The organism is Pantoea sp. C1E2 (genome assembly GCF_056491465.1).
The window spans coordinates 109,082-133,685 of sequence record NZ_JBSZHT010000003.1 but is presented as its reverse complement, the minus strand read 5'-3'; the positions used below and the strand labels follow the sequence as shown (position 1 = coordinate 133,685).

Here is a 24,604-nt window from a genome sequence, read left to right as displayed (position 1 = left end):
AGAAAGGAGTAATAGATGAGAAACAACACGCGACAGTTGATGAGGCAGAACTGCCGGATAACAGATCTATCTTCAAAATAGAGAAACCATGCCTCTTCCCGGCAGGCACGAACAGTTCAGTGTAGCGCTTGATATCGCGATAAAAGTGGCCAGAAAAGTAATCCTTGTACCAAATGCGTCCTGAGAAGAAGTCTCTATCACTTTGCGCCATTGAAACGTTTTCCAAATCCACCCTCCTTCACATAAAAAGTACAGCAACACATTGGAGCTCTGCAATTCCTGAACGACAGGGTGAATGTGGTGATGAGTGCCTGTTCTTACAAAACAGCCCCAGGCAGGCACTCTTACATAATGTATGGATTCAGCTGGCCTCAGCGCTTTTCTCGCGCGAACTATCATCTTCTGAAAGTAATGACGAAAAACCTTCCCCGCGTAACTCAATATGCCGTACGGGGAACGCAAAGCGGATTTCTCTTTCCTCAAGCGCAGCCATCAGGTTCAGGTTAATCTCCTGCTGGATGTCCATGTATTTGTTGTAATCAGCGTCCAGTACGAAGTAGACCACCTCAAAAGTCAGCTTCGAATCTTCGAACGCCAGAAAATGCGCGCGATCGAATCGGGTAGCGTCGACAGAGGAGATGATCTCTCCCACAAGCCCTGAAACCTGACGTACTTTTTCAGACGGCGTTTCATAGCTGATACCGAACTTAAAGACGATACGCCTCTGCTGCATTCTTTTATAGTTGTGGATCGTCTGCTGCAGGAGGATGGTGTTAGAACAGATGACCTGCTCGCCGCTGAGGCTGCGTAGTCGGGTGGTTTTCAGGCCGATATGCTCGATAGTTCCGGCAATGTTGCCGAAGACGATAAAATCACCGTGTTCGAAATGCTTATCAAAACCAATGGCCAGCGAGGCAAAGACGTCGCTGAGCACCGTCTGTATGGCCAGCGCAATGGCAATCCCCCCGACGCCCAGGCTTGCGACCAGAGCGGTAATATTAATGCCCATGTTGGACAATATGGCGAGAAAAGTGACGACCCACAGCATGATCCTGAGAAGTACGCCGAGTATAACGGTCGTAACGGGATTGCGAATGTGAATCGGATCGCGCAGCAGGCTCTGCAACCAGAGTCGAATACCGCTGTCAATCCACAATGCAAGCTGGAACAACAGTGCGAGGAACCATCCGTGACCGACGGCATTTTCCCAAGTATCGGGTAAATCGATAAATTTTAGGGAGATTAAAAATGAAAATATGAGCAGTAACAGCTGACTGGTATGATTGAGCAACTCCACAATGACGCCAGCCAGCCTGATATTCCGGCCTTCCGAATAGCGCGAAATACGACGTGAACAAAACTGGATAATACTTCTGAGCATCCCATAAATAACAATGGTGCCAATCAGAATGGTAGCAACCATCAGCCAGACATCAGGATTTAACAACTTATCCTGAAGATATTGATAAGATATTATTTTCTCAATCATGTATTCCTCATAAAATTCCAGCACTTTTCAAATCATAATAAGGCTAGCAAGAAATCATGATTTTTCAATAAAATAGTAAGCACCAGCAGCCATCCCCCAGTGAGAAGGTTTAAAAGTTAATGTTATAAGGGAGTGCCAATCAGACTTTACATAACCTGTTTAGGGCTCGTTATTTTTCCTCAGGATAGGAGTTTAATGTTCAATACTGAATGACAGGAGCGGTAAGCGTTATCCGGATTTATTTCTCTGAGAGTCAATCTGATGATGGATATGGGGATCCGAACCGAAACAGAACTTATTCAAAAGACGAATACCGGGCATTGAATCTCAACTCTAGCAGTGATGGCAGGGCCTCGGGAGAGATGGTAAGGTGCGCTTTTTATTTTTCGGACGATGACATTTTATGAAAAAACTGCTCCATTCTCCGCTGGCGCCTGGTTTATTGCTCATTCTGCTTTCGGTTACTGCAATCGTCATGGAGAACACTGCCGCCGCAGGTGTCTATCATCAACTGGTCCACGCTTCGGTGGGAGGATGGCCGGCTGAAAAGCTGGTCAATGACGTGCTGATGAGCGTTTTCTTTTTACTTGTCGGCCTTGAAATTAAGCGTGAACTGCTGTCGGGCAAGCTTTCGCAGTGGGATCAACGCGTCCTTCCGGGTGCAGCTGCACTGGGAGGAATGCTGGTTCCCGCGGCCTGCTTTATGTTTTTTAATCATAGTAGTCCTCAGGCTCTGAACGGGTGGGCCATCCCTTCTGCCACTGACATCGCCTTTTCTCTGGGCGTGCTCGCCATGCTGGGAGACAGAGTCCCCCCCTCTCTCAAAGTGTTTCTGACAGCCCTGGCTATCATTGATGACTTAGGTGCGGTGATCATTATCGCGGCCTTTTACACGCACAGCCTCAGTATGATGATGCTCGGAGGCGCTGCAATGGTCACGCTATGCCTGATCATCATGAATAAATCAGGCGTGAAGTCGCTGTATGCTTATTTGTTCACCGGCATTTTATTATGGTATTTCGTTTATAATTCCGGCATTCACGCCACCGTAGCAGGTGTCATTCTGGCGCTTTGTATTCCGCACTCCGCCAGTGCTCGTGCGCAATTTTCCCCACTCACCCGCCTTGAGGTCAGGCTGTCGCCCTGGGTTGCTTTCATCATCGTACCGGTGTTTGGCTTTGTTAACGCCGGTGTGAATCTGAAGGGCATCACTGCTGAACAACTGCTATCTCCCGTTCCTGTGGGAATCGCGCTGGGGCTGTTTGTAGGTAAACAATTGGGCGTGGCCACAGTCTCATGGTTACTTATCAGGTTACGAATAGCTCGTTTGCCTGAAGGGGCGACAGCCGTCCAGTTTTATGGTGTAGCCATTCTATGCGGGATAGGGTTTACCATGAGTCTTTTTATCGGAGGTCTGGCTTTCCCGGGCGATAGCGTCCTGCAAAGTGAGCTTAAAATCGGTGTACTGGCAGGGTCATTATTGTCAGCGATTGCAGGGCTGATTTTTCTGAAGCTGGCGACAGTACGTCGCGTTAATGAGCAGGTAGCATAATTGTTCTGTCGCCTCTGTCTGGCAGGTAATGCGCTTGCATTCCTGCGTTTCGGGAGTTCCCTTGAATAACCTTTTTCAGCACACGCCATCCAGACTGAGGGTCATTATCCACCTTTGTGGTTTTCTGGTGATGCTTTATAGCCTCACGATGTTACTGCCGGCTCTGATTGCTCTGTTCAATCGTGATCGAAGCTACCTGTATTTTTTATCAACGTTTGCACTTTTCTTCACCGGGGGTGGGGGGCTGTGGGCCATGACCCGCTCTCCGGGATTGCAGTTGCGCACGCAGGATGGTTTCATCATTATTGTGCTTTTCTGGTTGCTGTTTTCGATCATCAGTGCCATGCCCTTCTGGCTGAATGATTCGCTGGGTTTCAGCTTCGCCGATGCGATGTTTGAGGGCGTTTCAGGCATTACGACGACGGGAGCCACTGTTGTTGACAGTGTCAGTTCGCTCCCGAAAGCTTATCTCCTGTACCGTGCACAGCTGAATTTTGTTGGCGGTCTGGGGGTTATCGTGCTTGCTGTCGCGGTACTTCCCTTGCTGGGGATTGGTGGAATGAAACTTTATCAGTCCGAAATGCCCGGTCCGTTCAGGGAAGAACGTCTCACCCCCCGCCTTGCAGACACAGCTAAAAGCCTCTGGCTGGTTTATACCGCCCTGGGTGTCAGCTGCTCTATGGCTTACTGGATCGCCGGGCTACCGATTTTTGATGCTGTATGTCATGGGTTATCAACGGTTTCACTGGGAGGATTTTCCACCCACAGTGAAAGTCTCGGCTTCTATAAGAGTCATGCTGCCGAGTTGGTTGGCGGAGTGTTTTCACTGCTGTCCGCGCTGAATTTCACGCTCTGGTATATGGCGCTGATAAAACGGACGCTAAATCCCTTCAGAAACAATGCAGAGCTTCGTTTTTTCATGACGGTTGTGTTGGTTATCGTGCTAATCACCGCCTGGCAAATCTGGCATGCGGGCATGTATAGCGTTACGGACAGCCTGACCCATGCCTTCTTCCTGACCAGCTCAATGATAACGGATAACGGGCTGGCCACGGCCGACTATGCCAACTGGCCCTCACATACCATCATCTTTCTGTTAATCGCCAGTTTTTTTGGCGGATGCGTGGGTTCAACCTGCGGTGGTATTAAAGCACTTCGGTTCCTGGTACTTTTTCTTCAGAGTCGAAATGAAGTACATCAGCTGGCGCATCCACGCGCAATCCTCAGTGTCCGGGTAGGCAATAGCGTGGTCAGTGACCGGGTGCTCCGGTCAGTATGGAGCTTCTTCTTTCTGTATATTTCGGTGACGGTCATTCTTGTCTGGTTACTGAACATGATGGTCTATGATCTTCTGACCTCGTTTGCCACCGTCGCTGCATGCATCAACAATATGGGGCTTGGCTTCGGCGAAACGGCATCAACATTCGGTACGCTGAACGACACCGCCAAATACCTGATGTGTGCCGCGATGCTGATGGGGCGACTGGAAATCTATCCGGTGCTGATCCTGTGCTCGCGTTTTTTCTGGCGATCCTGAAATGCCTCGTCAATCATCAGGGGGATATACGCAAAAAAGAGGCGCTCTGCGCCTCTTATAGTCAACATTCTCGATTAGCGAACAATATGCAGGAAGTGCAAATGCTTCTCATATTGGTCGAGAATGTCGTGAATGATCTGCTCCTGCGTCCAGCCCATGACGTCGTAATCCTGCCCGCCCTCCTTGAGATAGACTTCGGCGCGGAAGTACCTGTGCTCTTCATCCCGATCCGCGTCGGACATGCCCGCCAGCGCGAAGGCCGGCTGCATATACGAGCGCAGCCGGACCTGATAGACAAAGTTCAGCTCATTGCCAAGGTCAACTTCAAAGTGCAGCCCATCATCGGCATCTGTCAGCGTGTGCGAAACGGTATTTTGTTTTGCCAGCTCCTGCTTAACCATTTCCATTGCCGGATGGATAACCTCAGCCATAAAACGCTTCACATGTGAACGCTTCGGGAAGTAGGCGATGTTACGCAGCCGGCGCTGCCAGGGGATAGGGTTGCGGGCAGCCGTGGGTGCTATCGTCGCGATTTGCTTACTGTCACGCTTCCAGGCATCCACCCGAAGTGCTTTCATGAGGCCATATATAGACATCAACAGGATAACGGCGAAGGGAAGGGCGCTGGCGATAGTCACCGTCTGAAGCGCCTTCATGCCACCGGCAAGTAACAGCGTTACAGCCACCACGCCCATAAGCCCGGCCCAGAATATACGCTGCCATACCGGTGTCTGATCCGTTCCGCCAGAGGCCAGCGTGTCCACGACCATAGCGCCAGAATCTGCAGAAGTGACAAAGAACACCACAACCATGGCCATGGCGATAAACGACAGGACGGAGCTGAACGGGAAATGCTCCAGAAAATTAAACAACGCCAGCGTCTGATCAGACTGGACGGTCTCCGCCAGGTCTCTTGCTCCTTCCTGCATAATCAGCCATATGGCGCTGTTGCCAAAAAACGTCATCCACAGCAGCGTAAAACCCGCTGGCACAAACAATACACCGGTGACAAATTCCCGTATGGTTCGGCCACGTGATACTCGCGCGATAAACATCCCGACAAACGGAGACCATGCAAGCCACCAGCCCCAGTAAAACAGCGTCCAGCCGCCCAGCCATTTGCTGGATTTAGGCTCATAGGCATACAGGTTAAAGGTCTTCGTCACGAGTTCTGAAAGATAACCCCCGGTGTTTTCCACAAACGATTTCAGCAACAGCACCGTTGGACCGAGCGCACCGACGAGGATGAGCAGTAGCACCGCGAGGCTGAGGTTAATCTCGGAGAGGATGCGAATGCCTTTATCAAGCCCAGACACCACAGAGAGCGTGGCTAGCGCCGTGATGACGACAATCAGGATCACCTGCATGGTTTCATTCACCGGCAGGCCAAACAGGTGATTCAGTCCCGCGTTCACCTGCAACACTCCATAGCCCAGCGACGTCGCCACGCCGAGCACGGTTCCGATCACAGCAAAGATGTCGACTGCATGCCCCATCCAGCCGTAAATCCGATCACCGATAAGTGGGTAAAGAGCGGAACGAAGCGTCAGTGGCAGTCCGTGGCGGTAGCTGAAAAAGGCCAGTATCAGCGCCACAATGGCGTAAATAGCCCAGGCATGAAGCCCCCAGTGAAAGAAAGTGATGCGCAGCGCTTCTTTTGCTGCCTGCACCGTTTCAGGCGTCCCGGAAGGCGGCGCCATGTAGTGCATAACGGGTTCCGCCACGCCAAAAAACATGAGCCCGATGCCCATACCGGCTGAAAAGAGCATGGCAAACCAGGAGTGATAGCTGAAATCGGGTTCGGCGTGATCGGGGCCGAGCTTTATATCTCCGTACCGGGAGAGCCCAAGATACGCCACCGTCAGCAGAATCAGCGCAACAGCAAGAATGTAAAACCAGCTGGCGTTAGCAAAGAGCGCGTTTTGCAGTGCGTTTAGCTGAATATCTGCCTTTTCCGGGAAAAGGGCGGCAAAAGCCACCAGGACAAAAATGAGCGCAGCGGATGTGAAGAATACCGGCGGATTGATATGGCTCCGTTTAGCCTTCAGGTCGGATTCTGGAGAGGTCATAACGTTCCTGTACAAAGTGATTGAAGTCTAAATGTAACAATCAGTATGGAACAGTAAAACCCTCACGCCAGTTAACGAACAATAATCAAACAATGCTTTTCTTTCTTCCGGCCTGCTGCAGGGGCTAACCGCTGGTGCTATCGGTGGCCGATTCAGCAAAGTCGCCCGCCAGACTCTCCAGGATTTGTTTATCACCACTGTAAGTCAGAACCTGATTTGCGCGTTCAAGTGCCTGTCTGGAATGTCTCCTGGCATCCTTTCCGTAACGCTCGGGTCTGACATTCGCCAGCGCCATCAGTGCCTTCTGTAACCGGATGTGTACCTCAACCAGGGCCGCTCCATCACGGGCGATGGGCGTAAAAATATCATCAAACAGATCGCTGACCTCAGCCTGTCGCAGGAAAAGGCGGAAGTAGGGCGTATCAGCGTTTTTTGCCTCTTCTGGCTGGCTGAAGAGCCTGACGGCCCGGCCAATAATGTCGATGGCCGTTCCCGGATCGTTTACGGCGGGTGAAAGCGCGCGCGAGGCGATTTCCGACAGAACGCTCAGTCCAAATCGCGGATCCTGATCGAACGATCGCTGCTCTCCCACCGTGAAAGCCTTTCTCAGTTCACATGACTGCTCCGGTGACAATGCCTGCCGGCTCCACAGTAATGGCGACGTTAGATGGACAAAGGCGCCGGGCTGAACATTAAGGTACAACCAGGTGCTGTGCTTTTCAGCAAAGTCAGAAAGTTGTTGCAGATCGACATGCTGCAGGTATCCCACGCAGTCTGGATACACGGGGATATCGGTGCTGCGAACATCTTCGCCATGCCAGGGGGAGCAACCCATGAAAGGATCCCTTATCCAGGCTGTAAGCACCACCACCGTCGCGTCTTCTACACGCTGGGACGTTTCCGCCATGCGTCCGAACTGCGCAAGATGCTGTATCCAGCGTAGCAGCGTGATGACAATCATGACGATAACCATCAGCGTGACAAAGAAAAGCACAACCCGCCCCTGGGTACCGTATGCGCCCATACCCAGCGCCACGATTCCCACAAGGCTGTAAAGAAAGGAGCCTATAAAGGTGGCGAGAACGTTCTGAGTCGTGCGGTCTTCCAGAAGCAGTCGGGTCGCCCTCGGCGTTACGCTGCTGCTGGCTGTGTTATACGCAGACACCATGATGTTAAGAGAGAAAGTGGTAACAGCCAGCATACTGGACGCAAGAATGCCGAGGATCTTGTCCACGGCATCGGTACCAATGATGCCGGATACCGATTCAGGAATAAAAGATTTTATGGCGATGGCGACCAGCGCGGTTATCACGGCAAGCACAGCAAAAAGCGTGCTTCGGAACCACAACTGTCGGGTCAGCTGACTCAAAATCCACTGCGTTTTTGACATCCCTGTATCCTGAGTGTTGGGAGAACTTTAAAATTTCCGAAGATAAAGACTGTGCTTTCTCACATGTGGAAACGTTATCTTCGTTCCTAAATCTCTGTTGTAGATGGCAAGCGAGGCAGCATATTGCCTGTTGTATACCGGAACATACTGCGCACGTCAGTTTTGCGTTTCAGCCACAGCGTGTTTCACGCAGCAACTTAGCGGCGTCCTGCGTAATCGCCTTAGCCGGCAAGTCTCCTGTTGACGCCTTCATGTGCTCAAGCTCATAAAGAATATGTTCTCTGCTGATGGGGAGCCCTTTTGCAGCAAGGGCAATTACAGCGGTTCCGATGGCACATCCAATCAGGCCTGTTCGGTCATATTTTCGATGAGTCATAGTGTGATTATGATTCTGTTCTGAGTGAACTTATAATATAGAACGAAACGGGTGGCTTTTCTGCTTCAGACGGGGCCTTTTCAGGGGGATATGTGCACAACCTTTCAGCACGATTAAATTTCAAGCACAGGCCCATCAACAGGCTTCTGCGTACCGCAGTAACAGTCAGGGGCTTAAGAATCTGAAGGGTAAGACACCCAGTACGCCAGGCAGCGTCAGGTGCTCGGCATAAGCATGGTGGGAAAACTGACGTGGCCACATACGTTTCCCTGAAATCGCGGGCAAGGCTGATATGCTAACAATAATCAGAAGGGGGAACCGCAGCGTGGGAAGCACATCACAGGTCGGGGCATCTTCCCACCAGCCACTGATAACCGGCGGTATGTTAAGCCAGCTCATCACGATAAACTCCAGCAACAGTTATAACGCGTTCTCCGCCGCGCCCGAAAGGTATCTTCCCGGCAGGCATAAAAGACAGAAAGCCAGACCGGGAATTACGTAACTTGCAGGAGTCAGGGGCCATGTCATCACCAGCAATAACATTATGCCTGCCATTGCACCATTTATCCCCCACCGCATGGCTCAGCTGACAAGCTGCGTACAACCAGCGTACGCAAACAATATATTCAGCGCGAGCCGGGGCTGTCCCTGCAGCACGTATACCTTTGTTGGCGTGCCCGTATTTGGGCAGGGTGATTAAGCTGGATGGCCACCTGAAATCAGGGAGAGCGAGCCTCCTAATAGGATTTTTTGCTGTTTAAGTTCAGAGCCTTAGATAATTACTCAATATCAGTTAAAAAACAGAGCTCGCGACTATAAGCTTCTTTTTATTGATGAGTTTCAGGATGATTCACATCAGGATTGCGGCCCTGAAAGTACTCAGTCACACTTTTTTCATTCGGCCCCGGCCAGATAACTAAACATGAAGCCTGACCCGCTGCTTTAATGCTCAAAAAACTGGAATCCTCCAGTGAAAAGGTTTAAATTTGTATTGTGATCAACTACAGGTAATCCGGTTGCTGAAAATGTCTCCGTCTGATATCAAAAATGCGCAACACAAACGTTACGACGAGAAAGCGGCTGCGGTGGCGCGAGGTGAGCTCGGCTATAAACCAGCTGAGAAATCGCGCTACAGCAAATCCTGTAAACTGTCATCTAAACATGTCGTCAGCTTTGCCTGATCTGTTCTCATGATGCAAAATGAACCATCTTTCTAAAGATGGTTTTTTTATGTCTGAATCTACTGTAATTCCGCCTTTTGAACAGGCATATCTCCTCAACAAGCAGTTGATAGATAAAGCTGATACCTTAACCTGCCCCGTTATAACTATCGGTGGGCAGGCGGTTCAGTACTGGGTGTCGTATTACAGAGAACTGTACCGGGATAATCTGCCTGATGCCCGTCTGGTTACCTCAGTCGATCTGGATTATTCCGCCCGGCGCCATGATGTTGCCGCGATCGCTGCAGCCCTCGGTGTGGATCCGAATATGAATGAGATGGGACACCCGCCGTCTCTGGCGCGATTTGCCCTGGTGGATGGCAAAACAGAACAGATTAAAGAAGTGGATGGGCGTTACTTTGCCGACCCGGACGCTCCCGATCAGCCTAACACCGTTGATGTCATCGATTTCCCATCCGGGTTCAGCTATGAAGACTTCACTGGTGATAATCTGTTGCTCAATACCGAGCGGTTTATGGTTGATCAGGAAACTGCGGACTCAGCAGAGTCTCATGAGCTCATCAGAGTCATTAACCCTATCGCCTGCATACGCGCCAGATTAAGCAATCTGAAAGATTTAAGGCGTAACCCCGAAGTTGAGGTTGCGCGTATCAAAGCGATGATGCTTCCCGCAGTATATTTTTTGCTGGAAAAGTTTGATTCCGTGACAGATCCGGAAGACAAAAGTGAAGAGACCCCTGTCAGCTTCCGTGACATGAAAGCGTACATGGACGAGTTATTCCGGATATCGATGCAAGAGGGTGTTGTCCGCGTTCAGGTCGAGCATAACATCAATTTATACCTCATTCTGGAGCAGCTGGCCGCCGTCTTTGCGGAAGAACCAGACAGTTACTGTGTGCCTGAGGCTTTCTGGACGAAAGAGTTGCCTGTCAAGGCCGCCGCTATCAAAGATTATGTAGACAGGATCCGGCGGGATAAACAGCGGCGAAAAGAAGAACAGATGCGAAAGGGATCCCGGAAGCAAATGAGTTGACGCCATTGATCCAATACTTCCCCGTGCCGGCTGACCGGTAACTGCTGACTGGTTGACCCCTCCGGCACCGGATTAGTTGAGTTACGGGGGAATAACATGGTTCAGGGCCGATGCTGGCTCATAAGGTCATCCATCGTGCCTGCGTGCGCGTCCACGTGCCGTATATAGCGCATGACCGACCGTTTCTGCCTTTTTCCACGTTCCTTCCTGCATGACCTGCGCGTTGCTGTGTTTCTTTGTGGCCATGTTAATCGCGACGCAGATGCTGTGACCGGACCATCGGCAATAGCGGTTTTTACTGGCTTTCATGTTCTCCCAGCGCCAGGTTTCTTACCGCCCCACATTAATGTCTTGTATCACTGGCGCTGACACTGCGGGTCTGAACGGCATAGTTTCTCTGGCACAGCGATCCAGCAGGCAAATGGATGGCTATCACGCAGGAACGGAGCCGTTTCAACGCTTTATCGTTAAGCGCATCACAACTGAGCATCATGGTAAAGCCAGTAACTGTAGTGAACACTGAATGTTCGCTATTTTCATAATTAAGGGCAATAAGCTCCTGGAGTATTGAGTGCCGCTTAACAGTAAAGTTACAATCACATCATATGGATACTTCTAATCTCTTTGTTGATCATCTTGCATGGTGCGGGCTTATTGCTCTCAATATGGCTCGTCAGTCAGGCATGGTGAATTCCCCCGCACAGGAAAACCTGTTTTTATGCAGGTGGCTGGCTACTGCTGAAAAAAAACGTCTCTTCCGGAGAGAGCTGGCCAATGATATTCGCTGGCTGCTGAAAGAGGGCCGGGAGAAAGGACTTCGGGCCGACCTTCCGGGAAAGCTCGAATACCTCTGGCGAGCCAGCAGCGGGGATTTACTCGCTCAGAACGATCTGTTCAGGCTGCAGCACATCATGCACGCCATTACGCTGACCGGGATTAACTATGGTGTCCTGAGCGAGTCTGAGTGGGAAGGGCGTCACTCGGTAAAACTGAGTCCGAAAGTGCCAGGACTGTTTATAAGAAAAAGCGATCTTGAAACCGGCTTTGGTGAAGATGGGTCTCAGGTTAAACCACTCACCGTCCGGATAACCGCAGACCTTTCTGCAGTTGATGCGTTGCTTTCGCGGGCGGGATGGGAACGTCGGTCAGACACTGACTCTTCCATGCAGCATACCCTGACAGCCGTTTCTCATACAATGTGAGAAGAAGCACTCAGCGCCTTAACCTCCACTGGTGCTGGTTGTCCAGCGCTGGCGCGAATGAAATTCTGCATTGAGCCAGTAGGTAAACGTCCTGATCCTGCTGGCGAAAACCATAACATCGCCGCGCGGGCGATTGCTTATGCTCAGAAAATAGTCCATTTCCTCAACCAGTGCAGGGTAACGCTCACTAAACTTTTCACCATGCTCCTTAAGTGTCACAGGCCAGTCCTGATCGTTATCTTCTCTCAGTATGTCTGTCGAACGAATAGCCTTGCGTGCAGCAGCTCTCTGCAGGGCATGGCGCTGCGCGGGTTCCAGCGTCGGTTTCATCAAGGCAATGTAGCCGTTAAGAACCGCGAGAAAATCACCGTTAACAGCAACAGCGATGTCCCGGGAAGGCCTGAAGGGGCCAAAGCGTTCGCGCAGGTCTTCTCCATGAACACAGATACAGTGATGCTTTAGCCAGTATCCCCAGCGTTTCTCATTAGCCGGAAGGAGAACGTCTTCCAGCACGCCCGGATCGATGTCAATTTTACTGACCACCGGATAATCCTGTTCAAGCGAGGACTTAATGGCGTCTATCTTCGCGGCCTCTTCTGCATCGGGTTCACGACGGTAGACTAGGGTGATGTCGAGATCTGAAAGCGTTTCTTTCACCGTACCGTCAACAAGGCTTCCATAGACATAAATGCTATGGATCAGCTCTGGCAGAGACGCTGTCAGTTTCTGAACCACATCGGTGACCAGCGGAGCAAAGGCCGGCTGAAAGCCGCGAAAATCCGGAAGCAGAATGAATCCGTTTTTATCAACAGCCATAAGTCCCTCCGTCATGTCATGCGTGGTATTCTCAATCAGCTGCCCCAGCAGCATCAGGAAACTATTCTATCAGCGGAACACGCAATAATCAGTCCAGATGCTGAGCGGTCAGAGCCTGGTTCTGTGGTTTCTTAACCATCATCGCTTTCCATGAGCCCTACCATAGCACCCCGGTGTGCTTCTACCATGCGGATGTAACGCATCACCGTCTGGGTCTGCGTCCAGGTCCCCTCCTGCATGATTTGCGTTATCGAGATGCCCTTTCTGGCCATATCCTGTGCGGCGCCGACGCGGGCGCTGTGACCACTCCAGCTGGAATAGCGCCCTTTATTGGTTTTAAGACGTGGCGTATCTCCCACCTGACGCCTGGCGCGGCGCCAGATATCTTCCAGACAGGGCGCACTCATAGGTGCGGTCGTGACAGTGGAAATTTTGTTAGAGCGGTGAACAGGGCAAAACAGGACGGCATCGGGCTCGTCTGCCAGTCCGGCAGCGTGTATCCACTCCATCAGCCGCTCAGAGGAGCGCGCGCTCAGCGCCTTCACGATGCCGCCCGATTGCAGGATGGTTTTGGTCCAGCCCACGTCGAGGATTATGCGCCCGTCTGCCGTGCGCGTGATGTCGCGTACGCGAAGTCGCGACAGCTCGCTCATACGCAGCAGTGTGCTGTACGCCACGTGCACGAAAGCCAGATCCCGCAGGTGCTGGAGCCGGGGAGAGTGCTGCCAGAGTTTATCGAGGCGGTTCAGATCCGGCCGGCAGAATGGTACCGCCTGCCCGGTACGCTCGCCGGAGACGACGGCCGTACGGTTGATTTTCTTTTTAGCACGCACAACGTCGGGAGAAACGGTTGGTGGGACCAGTCCGGCGTTACGGTGTAACATTGACATCAGGGCAGCGTGCACCGAAATGGTCGAGGTTGAGCGGCCAGTGGCCTGCAGGTGAAACAGGTAGTCCTGCATGTCCTCCGGTGACATGGGCAGGAACGATCGCCGGTTTTCCTGGGACCAGCGCCAGCAGATCCGCATCACGCTCAGCAGCTGGCGCCACGTGTTGGGTGAAAAAGCCTCGCGGTGCCGGACGAAAGCGGCCAGCTTCGCGGTGAGATCGTCACCGGCGTGCCGCTGAGGGCCACGCCGGTAAAACCGGAGAATTCGTTCATGTTTGCTCAGTTTCTGCCCGTTCATCAGACCGCAGCGCTACGTGAATTCTGAGGAAAGAGCAGGGCAGATGCCCGTCAGATTTCACGTAGCGCTGCCGGAGTTTTAACCGCTAGCGCTCAGCCCGGTCGGCATAGGGTGCCTTCAGGTCCGGCCATTCCGTATAAATGACCGTAAAGGTCAGGATCCGGCCCGGATCCGCATGATACAGGGGTTTTAGCCCTTTGTCTGGCCTTATATAAGGGTAATTATATAAGGTTAGATTTATAGGATGAGCTTACGATATGTAGTTGAGTAGGAGCCAATCCCAGTTCATAAAACGCCTATTTTATTAAGTTAAGATCATTACTTGAACACAAAACTGGCAGAAGTAAGGAGCGGGAGGAAAAATAAAAATTTTACTATATAAGGTTGGTACTCTTTGGGATGAATGCAACATGAAGTATGGAAAAAGGGGACTAGTGCCATCAACACAGTTTGTGTGAAATTTAAAATATCCAAAAAATCATATAACACACTGTTATAAAAAGCTTAAATCAATATCACAAAACCAAATCAATTTTATGATACAACTGTAACTATTTTTAAGTGTGATTATTGCAATTCACAGGATCGGTGCCAGAATTGATAATGATGCCAAAGCTAAGACACCTATCAATCAATAATCCTGTAAGGAGATAAGATGATTCATATACGTAAGATATTATTTAATATGATGGTTTTTTCACAGATACTGATGTCTATTCATGTACAAGCAAATGATAATACTTATGAGAAAAAATTAAATACAATTAAAGAAATGGCAATCACAATTTGCGGTGATATCAACCCAGCAATCAAAGAGGTGAAAACTAATCTTTCAGTTGAAGCTACAGCTCAAACCAATACTCTTTTTTCTAGCCTGGTAAAGGGTTCGGGGAAAGTATCGACGGGGTTTGAGGCAGGGGAATATTTTGGAGTGTTGAGAAAAGACCTGGGAGAAGATATTAAAAATAATCGTGATTGTAGAATTAAAGTAGTAAGTGACCTAAGTGAAAAAATACTTGGTAAATCTCCTGACACCCCCTCAACTGAACAGGGTAAAAATGATTATGTCAATATAATAAATAAAGGAAAGTGTAGTATTACAGTTATCGGCAGTCAAGCTTCTCAACTATCATCATCTTGCGACGAGATTAAAAACCCATGAGATGGATAATTCTAATTCTCTGTATTTTAATAACAAAACCGATACAAGCCAGTAAAACACCTTCAACTATAGGAAAAGACATAGTAGTAAATAGTGGCATTTGCAGTATGATATTAATTAATAGTAGCGGGGCTAATTTCAATATGAAGTGCAATCCTGACCAGAAGAAAGAGTTCCCTGAGGATTCCATATTCCAAGTAATTTTAGGGTATTCACAGGCCGTTCCTGCTATCGCTGGGGTGATAAATTGGAGATTTGTTGACTTAGCTAACAGTGATATCAAGATAAAGGTAGATGGAAAGCAAGTAGTCAATGAGGATCTTACCAAACCGTTTGATGATGCAGTTCTAAGATTAAAAAGCGGCGTGCACACGTTGCAGATCGAAACAAACCTATCATATTTTGCTTACAATGGACAACAAGCTGATCCAGCAAGTGCCAGGTGTCAAGCTGTACTAAATGTACAGGCGCCAGGAAAAATTTATCCACAATTCATCTTAAACCAATCTCAAGACGGAAGTCTTTACCCAATAAAATGCGGCTTCAATATACTTTAAAAGCAACATGTTTAAAAATCTTTTCCTATTCTCTACCTCAGCCACATAAATTACATTAATCACCATAGCTTATAGAGAAGGAGTGTGTGCATACCCCCAACCTTAAATTGGTGAAATTTAAACAATTCAGTACCAATAATGACTATTTTAAACGAACAAATTTAAAAGCGTGGTTACTTAAGGGCTTTTAACAATAAATTATGCGGTTGCAATGTGTTTTACTTTGACAGGCCTCTTTATGCTCTATTTTTCAATACCATCGACTTCAGTATCTGTTGATAAATTATGAGGTGTTTATGAAAAAAATAATAATTTGTTTGGATGGCACTTGGAATAAACCAAGTGAATTGGAAAGCGATACCTCAGAGAGTAATGGGGACACGAATATATATCGCCTGTATAAGCTTATTAAGAAAAATGACATAAATCAGATAACATACTACGATGAAGGCGTTGGAACAAAATGGTACGATAGCATTATAGGAGGTGTTACGGGAGTAGGTCTCTCTGAAAATATAATTCAAGCTTATGATTTTCTAAGTCACTCATGGCAACCAGGCGATCAAGTTTTTCTTTTTGGCTTCAGTCGCGGAGCTTACACAGCACGTTCTCTAGCAGGAATGATTTACAGTTGCGGTTTATGCAAGCCTGTGACTGGAAGTAATGAGTCCTTATCGAGTAATGCATTTAATGTTTATAAATACGGAGACAAAGAAGAGCGAAATTCTTTCAAATCCCAACATCAAGTTTGCCCTATAGACACTATCGGAGTATGGGATACTGTTGGAGCCCTAGGAATACCATTAACATTACTTAAAGGAATAAATAGTAAGCTATTCCAATTTCATGACACAAAGATAAATAAAGAAGTTAAGTATGCCTTTCATGCACTTGCATTAGATGAACAGAGAGAAACTTTTACGCCAACGTTGTGGAACGAATCAGAGTTGAATGATGGGCAAACAATAGAGCAAGTTTGGTTTTCGGGTGTTCATTCCGATATTGGAGGTGGCTATAAAGAAAGTTATTATTCCGACATCACACTTAAATGGATGATTAATAAAATAATGGATAGAGTTATTTTTAGTGACGAAAATTATGTTTACTCAAAAGATTCATCGCAAGAAATACACGACTCGTATAAAGTATACTTTGGTGGTCGCATATCAAGAAGTTTACCAGTTTATGATGGGCGCTTACCCTTCTTACATCGAAGCGTCGTAAATTGCTTTAAAAAACCCAGCTATAATTGTTTGGCTTTATCTCATCTAATTAATAAAAAAACTCTCTCACCATATAGAGTAGTTGACTAATAAACACTTTATAGCCTTCACCTTTTAATCAAGGCTAGTCGGAAACGGCAGATGAAGGCCAGCAGTACGTTATCGTAATAACTGGCGACTAGCGAGTGGAAATAAAATTCTGCCATGCGCTAAGCACAGCGCTCATTTTTATCTGCAGTTTCGTGATCATAGTGAGGGATCAATTGATGCAGTTACTACAATCCTATTGCATCCATATGCTCAATGGCGCTGACTGTAACCAAAGACTATAGGGTCTTACGCAGGGCATGGATGTTGCCAAAAGACAGGTCACGGGTGAACAAAAATTCGTCATCAAACTTATGGTGCGCGATTCACTCATCGGTTTGAGTGCGAATTACAAAAAGAAAATGAAGCGGCTAAGCACCTTGGTGGGCACGTGTAAAACAATGCCTTCCGTGTGGGCCTATCAAAGGACAATAGTCATTTTTGGCTCCCATTAATGCCAGATATTTGGCATCATCCTGTTGATGAGCATTAGATGAAACTGCAGACATAGGTAAAGCAGGTCAGAACTGCTATCAGACATGATATTGGCCAGATCTGTGCCCGTCACGTTCATTGCGGACGGCCCGCCTGTTATCGGTGGAACTTACATAAACACATAGTAGTTTATTTTGCTACGGAAGAGGGCCAAAGGATTGGCGTTTTAACCCATGAAGGTGATAACTAGGTACAGCCACTGGTTCGCATCTGGATACCTTATTTAACATAATTAGCATTATGCGCACTTTGATTATAGAGGCAAAGCTAACCTGGCCGTTCTGGAGATGCGGATGTTTTCCTGGACTGTTATGTTGTGATCCCTAGATGCTGCCGGTAACTTACCGGACTCATTGCACCTAATGATATTTTGATCCGGCTCTCGTTATACCAGCGTATGTACCTGTCCAGGAAGCACATAAAATCTTCCAGCGTTATGCCCGCCCAGCTTCTGCCGTAGTACATTTCATTTTTGACCCGCCCGAAGAAGCCTTCACACGCTGCATTATCCGACGAGCAACCTTTGCGCGACATGGACCTTATAAGACCCGATGTGTTGATACGATCCAGCCATCCCGGCCACCGGTAATGGCTGCCTCTGTCGCTATGTATCACCGGTCTTTCATGTTCTCTGAGCGTATCGATCGCATCATCCAGCATGGCATTCACCAGTTTTGCATCCGGCCGTGTTCCTATGGTCCAGCTCACCACCTTGCCATCAAAACAGTCAATGACTGGCGACAGGTAGACCTTGCCGGCCGGAAGCTGGAACTCAGTAATATCGGTCAGCCACTTCTCATTTGGCCTGCAGGAGCGAAAGTTTCTGGCGAGAAGATTTTCAGGTGCCTGGCCGATTTCTCCGCAGTAAGCGCTGTATCGCCGCCGCCCTGCACGCTTAACTATCAGCTGCTCTTCAGCCATCAGCCTGCGGACAACCTTTTCTGAGATGTGCGTGTTGTTTTGACGGAGCATCGCGTGGAGACGCCGGTAACCATAGCAGCGGTAATTTCCCTCAAAGATCTTAGCTATGGTTATGCGTATTTCCGCGTACTTGTCATGCAGACGAAGGCTCGCTTTGTGATAAAAATAGCAACTTCGTGCAAGCTGCAGAGCACTTAGCAGTTCAGCAACGGGATAACTTTCCTTAAGGGCATCAACGAGTTGGGTTTTCTCCCTGTTCTTCAGGGTCAGGACGCTGATGCCCATGTCTTTTTTTATCAGTTCATTCGCTTTTGTCAGGATGTCACGTTCAAGCTGTAGCTGATGAACCTGCTGTTTAAGCTGCTTTACTTCATCGAGCAGTGCATCCTGCTGCTTATCCGGTGGAGCTGATTTACGTTTACGCATGGATTGATAAGCCTCATCGTCGATCAGGTCTTTCTTCCATTTGTACAGGAGCGGAACGCTGACACCTACCTTTTGTGCAACTTTAAGTGCCGTTCCGCGTCGGGTGCAGAGCTCGCGGACAGCCTGAATTCTTTCTTCCTGACTGAAGCATTTATTGGTGTTTGAGCGAATAATCAGGGGCCGCCGTCCCGGATAAATCTCTTCGATCCAGCTCTTGAGTACTTCGTTGCTGGGAAAGCCAATGGCGCGGCGCGTATAGGCCAGGCAACCGCCGTGCGTGAGGTAATGCTCAACCGCAGCGACTTTCTGCGCGTGTGAATAGCGTTTTCTGGGCTTTAATTCCCTGGGTAAGTCTCCGTATTCCTCAAAAATCCGAACCCACCGGCCAAGCTGTTTAACGGACGGATAGCCCAACTCCCTGACAACAACGGTCAGCCTTTTGCCATACCTGAAGTAAAGCTCGACAGCACGGATACGATCCTCATATGAGTGCATGAATTATCTCCTGAAGATCCAGGAAATCGTCCGCACCCCCTTTTAGCTAGTTCATAATGTCACCCAGATGCGGCGCGTATGCCACCTTTCTGGGAGATTTCTGCTGATGCTGGTGACCATGTCGAACAAAGAACTTCACCGTCTTCCCGTCATTCAGGCTGTTATAGAAAACGTCTGCGTCGCCGTGATGCGGCCTCTCAGCTGGATCTTACCGAGCGTCAGGTTCAGCGGCTGATGAACCGCTACCGCGAGTCTGCTGCAGTCGGTCTTACCGATGCACAGCGTGGAAAGCCCGGCACACATCGCATCGATGAGAGTCTTCGTCACCGCATACTGACGCTGCTACGTGAAATTTCTTGGATTTCGGCCCCAGACTTGCCGCAGGAAAATCACAGGAGCGCTATCTCCACTGAGACGCTGAGATGCTGGATGACCGCCGACGGACTATGGCCTCAAGAAAGCAAAAATATTCCACGGTAGTTGGACGGATACGCTGTAATTACTGCTTTAAGAAGCCAAGGTGGCAGGACTATCATCATTAGCTGCTCAATAATTATATGTCAAAAAAATTCATCAAATGCTTTCCTCGCAATATCCCACTCTGTGGGATCGGCTAAATGCTTTAAACCAGTGCGTAACTGACATATGAAAATAAACCTGCACTTTTGCAGAGCATTTCAGGGATCGACTATAATTAACACATATGAATGTTATTCGAACTTCTAAATTAACTCGCAAGGAACATCAAATTTTCTTATATCTACCCCCCCCATAGTAGTGCAGGGCAACCATCATTCGTGTCGCATCTTGATTAAGAAAAAACTGTGACGACAAGGTGGTAGTTTTTTGTTCCGAAAATCACATTATTTACAAAACTTACAGCATCAATATATTCGACCTAATAAAAAAAGTTTCCACAAAGGGAAAGTTAACTTTCCAATTTTTATATTTCCCCTCACCCTAATACTCCGTAAATGTAAATCAGCAGCATCTTCCGCACTGCCATTGAAATAAATAGTCATTAAGGAGAACGTACTATGTTGTTCGATGAAAAGTCTCTAGCCACTATCCCAATGCGTCCGGCTAATCTGGCTGCTCCCTCACCCGTGAACTCTTGGCCAGGTCAATACAAAGCCGCGATGTTCCTTTCCTTCGATGTTGATGCTGAAACCGCCTGGACCAGTAAAGATCCCGCTCATGCTGATCGTCTTGTTACGATGTCATATGGGGGTTATGAGAACCGCGTTGGCGTGCAAAAACTACTGGAGATGCTTCGTGACTTGAAACTCACCGCGACTTTCTTCATTCCCGGCTGGGTCGCAGATGTTTATCCAGGTATGGTAGAGAACATCGCCGCGGATGGTCACGAAATTGGTCACCATGGATATCACCACTTATTACCCGATCCGGGTGCTGATTATTTCAGTGATGAGATCTTCAAAGGTTTTAATAGTTTAGAAAAGCTCGGTATTAAGCCTATCGGCTACCGGGCGCCATTTGGTGAAAATTGCTACGAATTATTGAGAGTGTTGCAGCAATCAGGGATCAAGTATTCAAGCTCATGGCGTGATGATGTACTACCCTATCGCCATGTTTATCCTGACCAGAATCCCGGCATAGTTGAATTGCCCGTCACCGCCAGCTATGACGACTGGATGCACGGTTTGTGCGCTCGTTTTAGTCCTCGCACCATTCTTCCTCGCGAGCAAGTGTTATCAATGTGGCAGGACGAGTTGGATGAAGTGCGTGATTGGGGCGCAATGGTGACGACCGTTATTCATCCACAGGTAAGTGGTCGACCGATGCGTCTAAGGCTACTACGTGAATTCCTACAGTATGCAATATCAAAGCGAGATGTATGGATTACCAGTGGTGAAAAAATATATGAGCACTATTTGAGCTGCGAAGAGAAAAAATAATTTCAACTGGACTCTTATTTATCGGGATTAACGCCATGCGACTTTCAGTGAAAAAAATAGCTCTAGTTATTGGCTGTGCTCTGGCCACGATTTCAACCGTCTCTCAGGCGAAAGAACTGACTGTTGGAGGCTATCCGAGTTATCCTCCGATTGATATGCGCGATCCAACAAGTGGCAAAGCTATGGGATTTGATATTGATTTTGCCAACGAGTTGGAAAAAGAGTTGGGCACTAAGGTTAATTTTTCAGAGACCGCTTTTGCGCAATTGATTCCTTCGTTACAGACTGGGCGCCTGGACTTCTTCCTGAGCGCCATGAGTGATACTCCGGAGCGACAGAAGAATATTACTTTTGTTGATTACTTGCAGTCAGGTACGCAGTTAATGGCATTGACTGCAGATAAAAATAAAGGAAATACACTGACAGATTATTGTGGTAAGCGCATCGCTGCTAGCCGATCGACTAATATTATTGAACAACTCAATAACTGGAGTGAGGCACACTGTGTTTCAGCAGGAAAACCTAAAATGGTTATACTGGGCGCAGAGAATAATATTGATGCCAGAATGCAATTGAAGCAGAAACGCGTTGATGCCATGGCACAAGACAGCCTGACAATCCCTTATATTCAGCAAACTGAACAAGACACTTTCACGACTATCGACCAACCGATTAACTTCAGTTACATGGGTATTGGTGTGGCTAAGGAGAATGTCACGTTGCAGAAGATGTTGCAAAAAGCATTGCAGAATATGATTGATGATGGCCGTTATGCCGCGTTGATAAAAAAATGGAATCTGCCACCCGTGAGTGCGGTGCCTAAAGCGATGATTAACAGCAATCCCGCTCAGTGACCTTCGCCTCCGTGTAATGCGGAGGTTTTTGTGTCTCGTCGAGATGGCTGCTTTTCTTTATCGTACAAAAAGCGTGTAAAGCATGGAGAGTAATGATGAGTCAGGTATTGGAGAAGGCTTTTTGCTTAGTTGATTTAGTCGCTACAGGCAAAGTCACATTGACCGAAATTGCTGAAGCTGCACAAATGTCACGTAGTACCACTCACCGATTGCTGGCTTCACTGGTAGAGGCTAAATACCTAGGATTTGAGAATAAGCGATACAGCTTGGGATACAGATTGCTCGAATTAGGCAGAAAGCAGATGTGAAGCGCACAAGGCGTGGAAATTTTAAGTATTTATCAATATAATCAATGGAATGCCGCTATTCACAAGGATGAGAGATGAAATTATTTTCTACTGACCGGACCGATGTATATCTGCTGACCTTAGACCATTCAATCAGTTTTCAGCGTTACTTGCTTGATAACAGAGCCAATTTCGCACCCTATGAACCGCTGCGAAATGACGAATATTTCACAATCAATAGCGTAGCTGAAAGGATCAGTAATGCGCTACTTGATTATGAAGAAAGAAAGTGCCTCCTTATGGTTTTCACCTTAAAGGGCTATAACAAAATTATAGGGAGTATAAATTTCACCAACTTTATATTCGGTGTTTTTCAGGCATGCTATCTGGGATTTTCAATCGACCAGGATTATCAGGGTAAGGGCTTGATGCATGAAGCGCTGAAAGATTCAATTACTTATGTGCATGATAAGTTTAAAATTCATAGAGTAATGGCTAATCATCTTCCTGATAACTTACGAAGCAATAAGACTCTACGCAGTCTTGGATTTTTAAAGGAAGGTTATGCACAATCTTATCTGAAAATAAATGGGCTTTGGCAGGACCACATACTTAACTCGCTTATCCTTCCAGAATAGTTAAGCACTTAATTAAAGCTATTTATTAATTTTCATCAACTCTCAAAGCAGAGTTAGTTCTTTTATTAAAAACCTACTCTGATAACAATCGGGCATCTCAGATTTGCCTGAACGGAGATGCGGATGTTTTCCTGGACTGTTATGTTGTGATCCCTAGATGCTGCCGGTAACTTACCGGACTCATTGCACCTAATGATATTTTGATCCGGCTCTCGTTATACCAGCGTATGTACCTGTCCAGGAAGCACATAAAATCTTCCAGCGTTATGCCCGCCCAGCTTCTGCCGTAGTACATTTCATTTTTGACCCGCCCGAAGAAGCCTTCACACGCTGCATTATCCGACGAGCAACCTTTGCGCGACATGGACCTTATAAGACCCGATGTGTTGATACGATCCAGCCATCCCGGCCACCGGTAATGGCTGCCTCTGTCGCTATGTATCACCGGTCTTTCATGTTCTCTGAGCGTATCGATCGCATCATCCAGCATGGCATTCACCAGTTTTGCATCCGGCCGTGTTCCTATGGTCCAGCTCACCACCTTGCCATCAAAACAGTCAATGACTGGCGACAGGTAGACCTTGCCGGCCGGAAGCTGGAACTCAGTAATATCGGTCAGCCACTTCTCATTTGGCCTGCAGGAGCGAAAGTTTCTGGCGAGAAGATTTTCAGGTGCCTGGCCGATTTCTCCGCAGTAAGCGCTGTATCGCCGCCGCCCTGCACGCTTAACTATCAGCTGCTCTTCAGCCATCAGCCTGCGGACAACCTTTTCTGAGATGTGCGTGTTGTTTTGACGGAGCATCGCGTGGAGACGCCGGTAACCATAGCAGCGGTAATTTCCCTCAAAGATCTTAGCTATGGTTATGCGTATTTCCGCGTACTTGTCATGCAGACGAAGGCTCGCTTTGTGATAAAAATAGCAACTTCGTGCAAGCTGCAGAGCACTTAGCAGTTCAGCAACGGGATAACTTTCCTTAAGGGCATCAACGAGTTGGGTTTTCTCCCTGTTCTTCAGGGTCAGGACGCTGATGCCCATGTCTTTTTTTATCAGTTCATTCGCTTTTGTCAGGATGTCACGTTCAAGCTGTAGCTGATGAACCTGCTGTTTAAGCTGCTTTACTTCATCGAGCAGTGCATCCTGCTGCTTATCCGGTGGAGCTGATTTACGTTTACGCATGGATTGATAAGCCTCATCGTCGATCAGGTCTTTCTTCCATTTGTACAGGAGCGGAACGCTGACACCTACCTTTTGTGCAACTTTAAGTGCCGTTCCGCGTCGGGTGCAGAGCTCGCGGACAGCCTGAATTCTTTCTTCCTGACTGAAGCATTTATTGGTGTTTGAGCGAATAATCAGGGGCCGCCGTCCCGGATAAATCTCTTCGATCCAGCTCTTGAGTACTTCGTTGCTGGGAAAGCCAATGGCGCGGCGCGTATAGGCCAGGCAACCGCCGTGCGTGAGGTAATGCTCAACCGCAGCGACTTTCTGCGCGTGTGAATAGCGTTTTCTGGGCTTTAATTCCCTGGGTAAGTCTCCGTATTCCTCAAAAATCCGAACCCACCGGCCAAGCTGTTTAACGGACGGATAGCCCAACTCCCTGACAACAACGGTCAGCCTTTTGCCATACCTGAAGTAAAGCTCGACAGCACGGATACGATCCTCATATGAGTGCATGAATTATCTCCTGAAGATCCAGGAAATCGTCCGCAC

The 24,604-nt window shown here is 48.2% G+C and carries 19 protein-coding genes; 12 read left to right on the top strand and 7 right to left on the bottom strand.

Annotated features, from left to right (window positions below; translation table 11 throughout):
- Positions 1 to 361: 361 nt before the first annotated feature.
- The gene (locus tag ACXI0A_RS21055; protein ID WP_476147350.1) at positions 362 to 1,423 is read right to left on the bottom strand and encodes a mechanosensitive ion channel domain-containing protein; all 1,062 of its coding nucleotides are present in this window, start codon (positions 1,421 to 1,423) and stop codon (positions 362 to 364) included.
- Positions 1,424 to 1,892: 469 nt separating this feature from the next.
- Between ACXI0A_RS21055 and nhaA the strand changes: the two genes are divergently transcribed.
- Positions 1,893 to 3,041 (top strand): Na+/H+ antiporter NhaA, encoded by a 1,149-nt coding sequence (gene nhaA, locus ACXI0A_RS21050; RefSeq protein WP_476147327.1) that lies wholly within the window; start codon positions 1,893 to 1,895, stop codon positions 3,039 to 3,041.
- Positions 3,042 to 3,171: 130 nt separating this feature from the next.
- Complete coding sequence (locus tag ACXI0A_RS21045; RefSeq protein ID WP_479410253.1) at positions 3,172 to 4,578, top strand: TrkH family potassium uptake protein; 1,407 nt, start codon at positions 3,172 to 3,174, stop codon at positions 4,576 to 4,578.
- 74 nt (positions 4,579 to 4,652) lie between these two features.
- Here the strand turns inward: ACXI0A_RS21045 and ACXI0A_RS21040 are convergent, their stop codons facing one another.
- Positions 4,653 to 6,647 carry a choline BCCT transporter BetT gene (locus tag ACXI0A_RS21040; RefSeq protein WP_476147329.1) on the bottom strand — a complete coding sequence of 665 codons (1,995 nt, stop codon included), beginning with the start codon at positions 6,645 to 6,647 and terminating at the stop codon, positions 4,653 to 4,655.
- Positions 6,648 to 6,771: 124 nt separating this feature from the next.
- A complete protein-coding gene (locus tag ACXI0A_RS21035; protein ID WP_476147330.1) occupies positions 6,772 to 8,037 on the bottom strand; it encodes a DUF2254 family protein in 1,266 nt (421 codons plus the stop codon).
- 1,401 nt (positions 8,038 to 9,438) lie between these two features.
- On the opposite strand from ACXI0A_RS21035, the gene ACXI0A_RS21030 reads away from it, so the two are divergent.
- The 3 genes from ACXI0A_RS21030 to ACXI0A_RS21020 all read left to right on the top strand — a co-directional run bounded on the left by ACXI0A_RS21030 (position 9,439) and on the right by ACXI0A_RS21020 (position 11,829).
- A complete protein-coding gene (locus tag ACXI0A_RS21030; RefSeq protein WP_476147331.1) occupies positions 9,439 to 9,594 on the top strand; it encodes a hypothetical protein in 156 nt (51 codons plus the stop codon).
- A gap of 19 nt (positions 9,595 to 9,613) precedes the next feature.
- Positions 9,614 to 10,627 (top strand): hypothetical protein, encoded by a 1,014-nt coding sequence (locus tag ACXI0A_RS21025; protein ID WP_476147332.1) that lies wholly within the window; start codon positions 9,614 to 9,616, stop codon positions 10,625 to 10,627.
- 605 nt (positions 10,628 to 11,232) lie between these two features.
- A complete protein-coding gene (locus ACXI0A_RS21020; RefSeq protein WP_476147333.1) occupies positions 11,233 to 11,829 on the top strand; it encodes a DUF2913 family protein in 597 nt (198 codons plus the stop codon).
- Between the two features lie 18 nt (positions 11,830 to 11,847).
- On the opposite strand, the gene ACXI0A_RS21015 is transcribed toward ACXI0A_RS21020, so the two are convergent.
- Both ACXI0A_RS21015 and ACXI0A_RS21010 read right to left on the bottom strand, forming a co-directional pair.
- On the bottom strand, positions 11,848 to 12,645 hold the full coding sequence (locus tag ACXI0A_RS21015; RefSeq protein WP_476147334.1) for a nucleotidyltransferase domain-containing protein: 798 nt from the start codon (positions 12,643 to 12,645) through the stop codon (positions 11,848 to 11,850).
- A gap of 131 nt (positions 12,646 to 12,776) precedes the next feature.
- Positions 12,777 to 13,832, bottom strand: a complete 1,056-nt coding sequence (locus ACXI0A_RS21010) for a tyrosine-type recombinase/integrase (RefSeq protein ID WP_476147335.1) — start codon at positions 13,830 to 13,832, stop codon at positions 12,777 to 12,779.
- A 655-nt stretch (positions 13,833 to 14,487) separates the two neighbouring features.
- Between ACXI0A_RS21010 and ACXI0A_RS21005 the strand changes: the two genes are divergently transcribed.
- The 3 genes from ACXI0A_RS21005 to ACXI0A_RS20995 all read left to right on the top strand — a co-directional run bounded on the left by ACXI0A_RS21005 (position 14,488) and on the right by ACXI0A_RS20995 (position 16,864).
- Complete coding sequence (locus tag ACXI0A_RS21005) at positions 14,488 to 14,994, top strand: hypothetical protein (RefSeq protein WP_476147336.1); 507 nt, start codon at positions 14,488 to 14,490, stop codon at positions 14,992 to 14,994.
- On the top strand, positions 14,991 to 15,551 hold the full coding sequence (locus ACXI0A_RS21000; protein WP_476147337.1) for a hypothetical protein: 561 nt from the start codon (positions 14,991 to 14,993) through the stop codon (positions 15,549 to 15,551). Before ACXI0A_RS21005 ends, ACXI0A_RS21000 begins: the two co-directional genes overlap by 4 nt.
- A gap of 296 nt (positions 15,552 to 15,847) precedes the next feature.
- The gene (locus ACXI0A_RS20995) at positions 15,848 to 16,864 is read left to right on the top strand and encodes a phospholipase effector Tle1 domain-containing protein (protein ID WP_476147338.1); all 1,017 of its coding nucleotides are present in this window, start codon (positions 15,848 to 15,850) and stop codon (positions 16,862 to 16,864) included.
- A gap of 801 nt (positions 16,865 to 17,665) precedes the next feature.
- On the opposite strand, the gene ACXI0A_RS20990 is transcribed toward ACXI0A_RS20995, so the two are convergent.
- The gene (locus tag ACXI0A_RS20990) at positions 17,666 to 19,198 is read right to left on the bottom strand and encodes an IS3 family transposase (protein ID WP_346303632.1); all 1,533 of its coding nucleotides are present in this window, start codon (positions 19,196 to 19,198) and stop codon (positions 17,666 to 17,668) included.
- Between the two features lie 1,037 nt (positions 19,199 to 20,235).
- Between ACXI0A_RS20990 and ACXI0A_RS20985 the strand changes: the two genes are divergently transcribed.
- From ACXI0A_RS20985 to ACXI0A_RS20970, 4 genes are all read left to right on the top strand, one after another.
- Positions 20,236 to 21,117 carry a polysaccharide deacetylase family protein gene (locus ACXI0A_RS20985; protein WP_476147196.1) on the top strand — a complete coding sequence of 294 codons (882 nt, stop codon included), beginning with the start codon at positions 20,236 to 20,238 and terminating at the stop codon, positions 21,115 to 21,117.
- 35 nt (positions 21,118 to 21,152) lie between these two features.
- Positions 21,153 to 21,971, top strand: coding sequence for a transporter substrate-binding domain-containing protein (locus ACXI0A_RS20980; protein ID WP_476147197.1), 819 nt, complete (start codon positions 21,153 to 21,155; stop codon positions 21,969 to 21,971).
- Between the two features lie 92 nt (positions 21,972 to 22,063).
- Entirely contained in the window at positions 22,064 to 22,279 is a 216-nt protein-coding gene (locus ACXI0A_RS20975) for a helix-turn-helix domain-containing protein (protein WP_476147198.1), read from the top strand.
- Positions 22,280 to 22,353: 74 nt separating this feature from the next.
- Positions 22,354 to 22,896 carry a GNAT family N-acetyltransferase gene (locus ACXI0A_RS20970; RefSeq protein WP_476147199.1) on the top strand — a complete coding sequence of 181 codons (543 nt, stop codon included), beginning with the start codon at positions 22,354 to 22,356 and terminating at the stop codon, positions 22,894 to 22,896.
- Between the two features lie 139 nt (positions 22,897 to 23,035).
- Here ACXI0A_RS20970 and ACXI0A_RS20965 read toward each other — a convergent pair whose 3' ends face one another.
- The gene (locus ACXI0A_RS20965) at positions 23,036 to 24,568 is read right to left on the bottom strand and encodes an IS3 family transposase (protein WP_346303632.1); all 1,533 of its coding nucleotides are present in this window, start codon (positions 24,566 to 24,568) and stop codon (positions 23,036 to 23,038) included.
- Between the last annotated feature and the right edge of the window lie 36 nt (positions 24,569 to 24,604).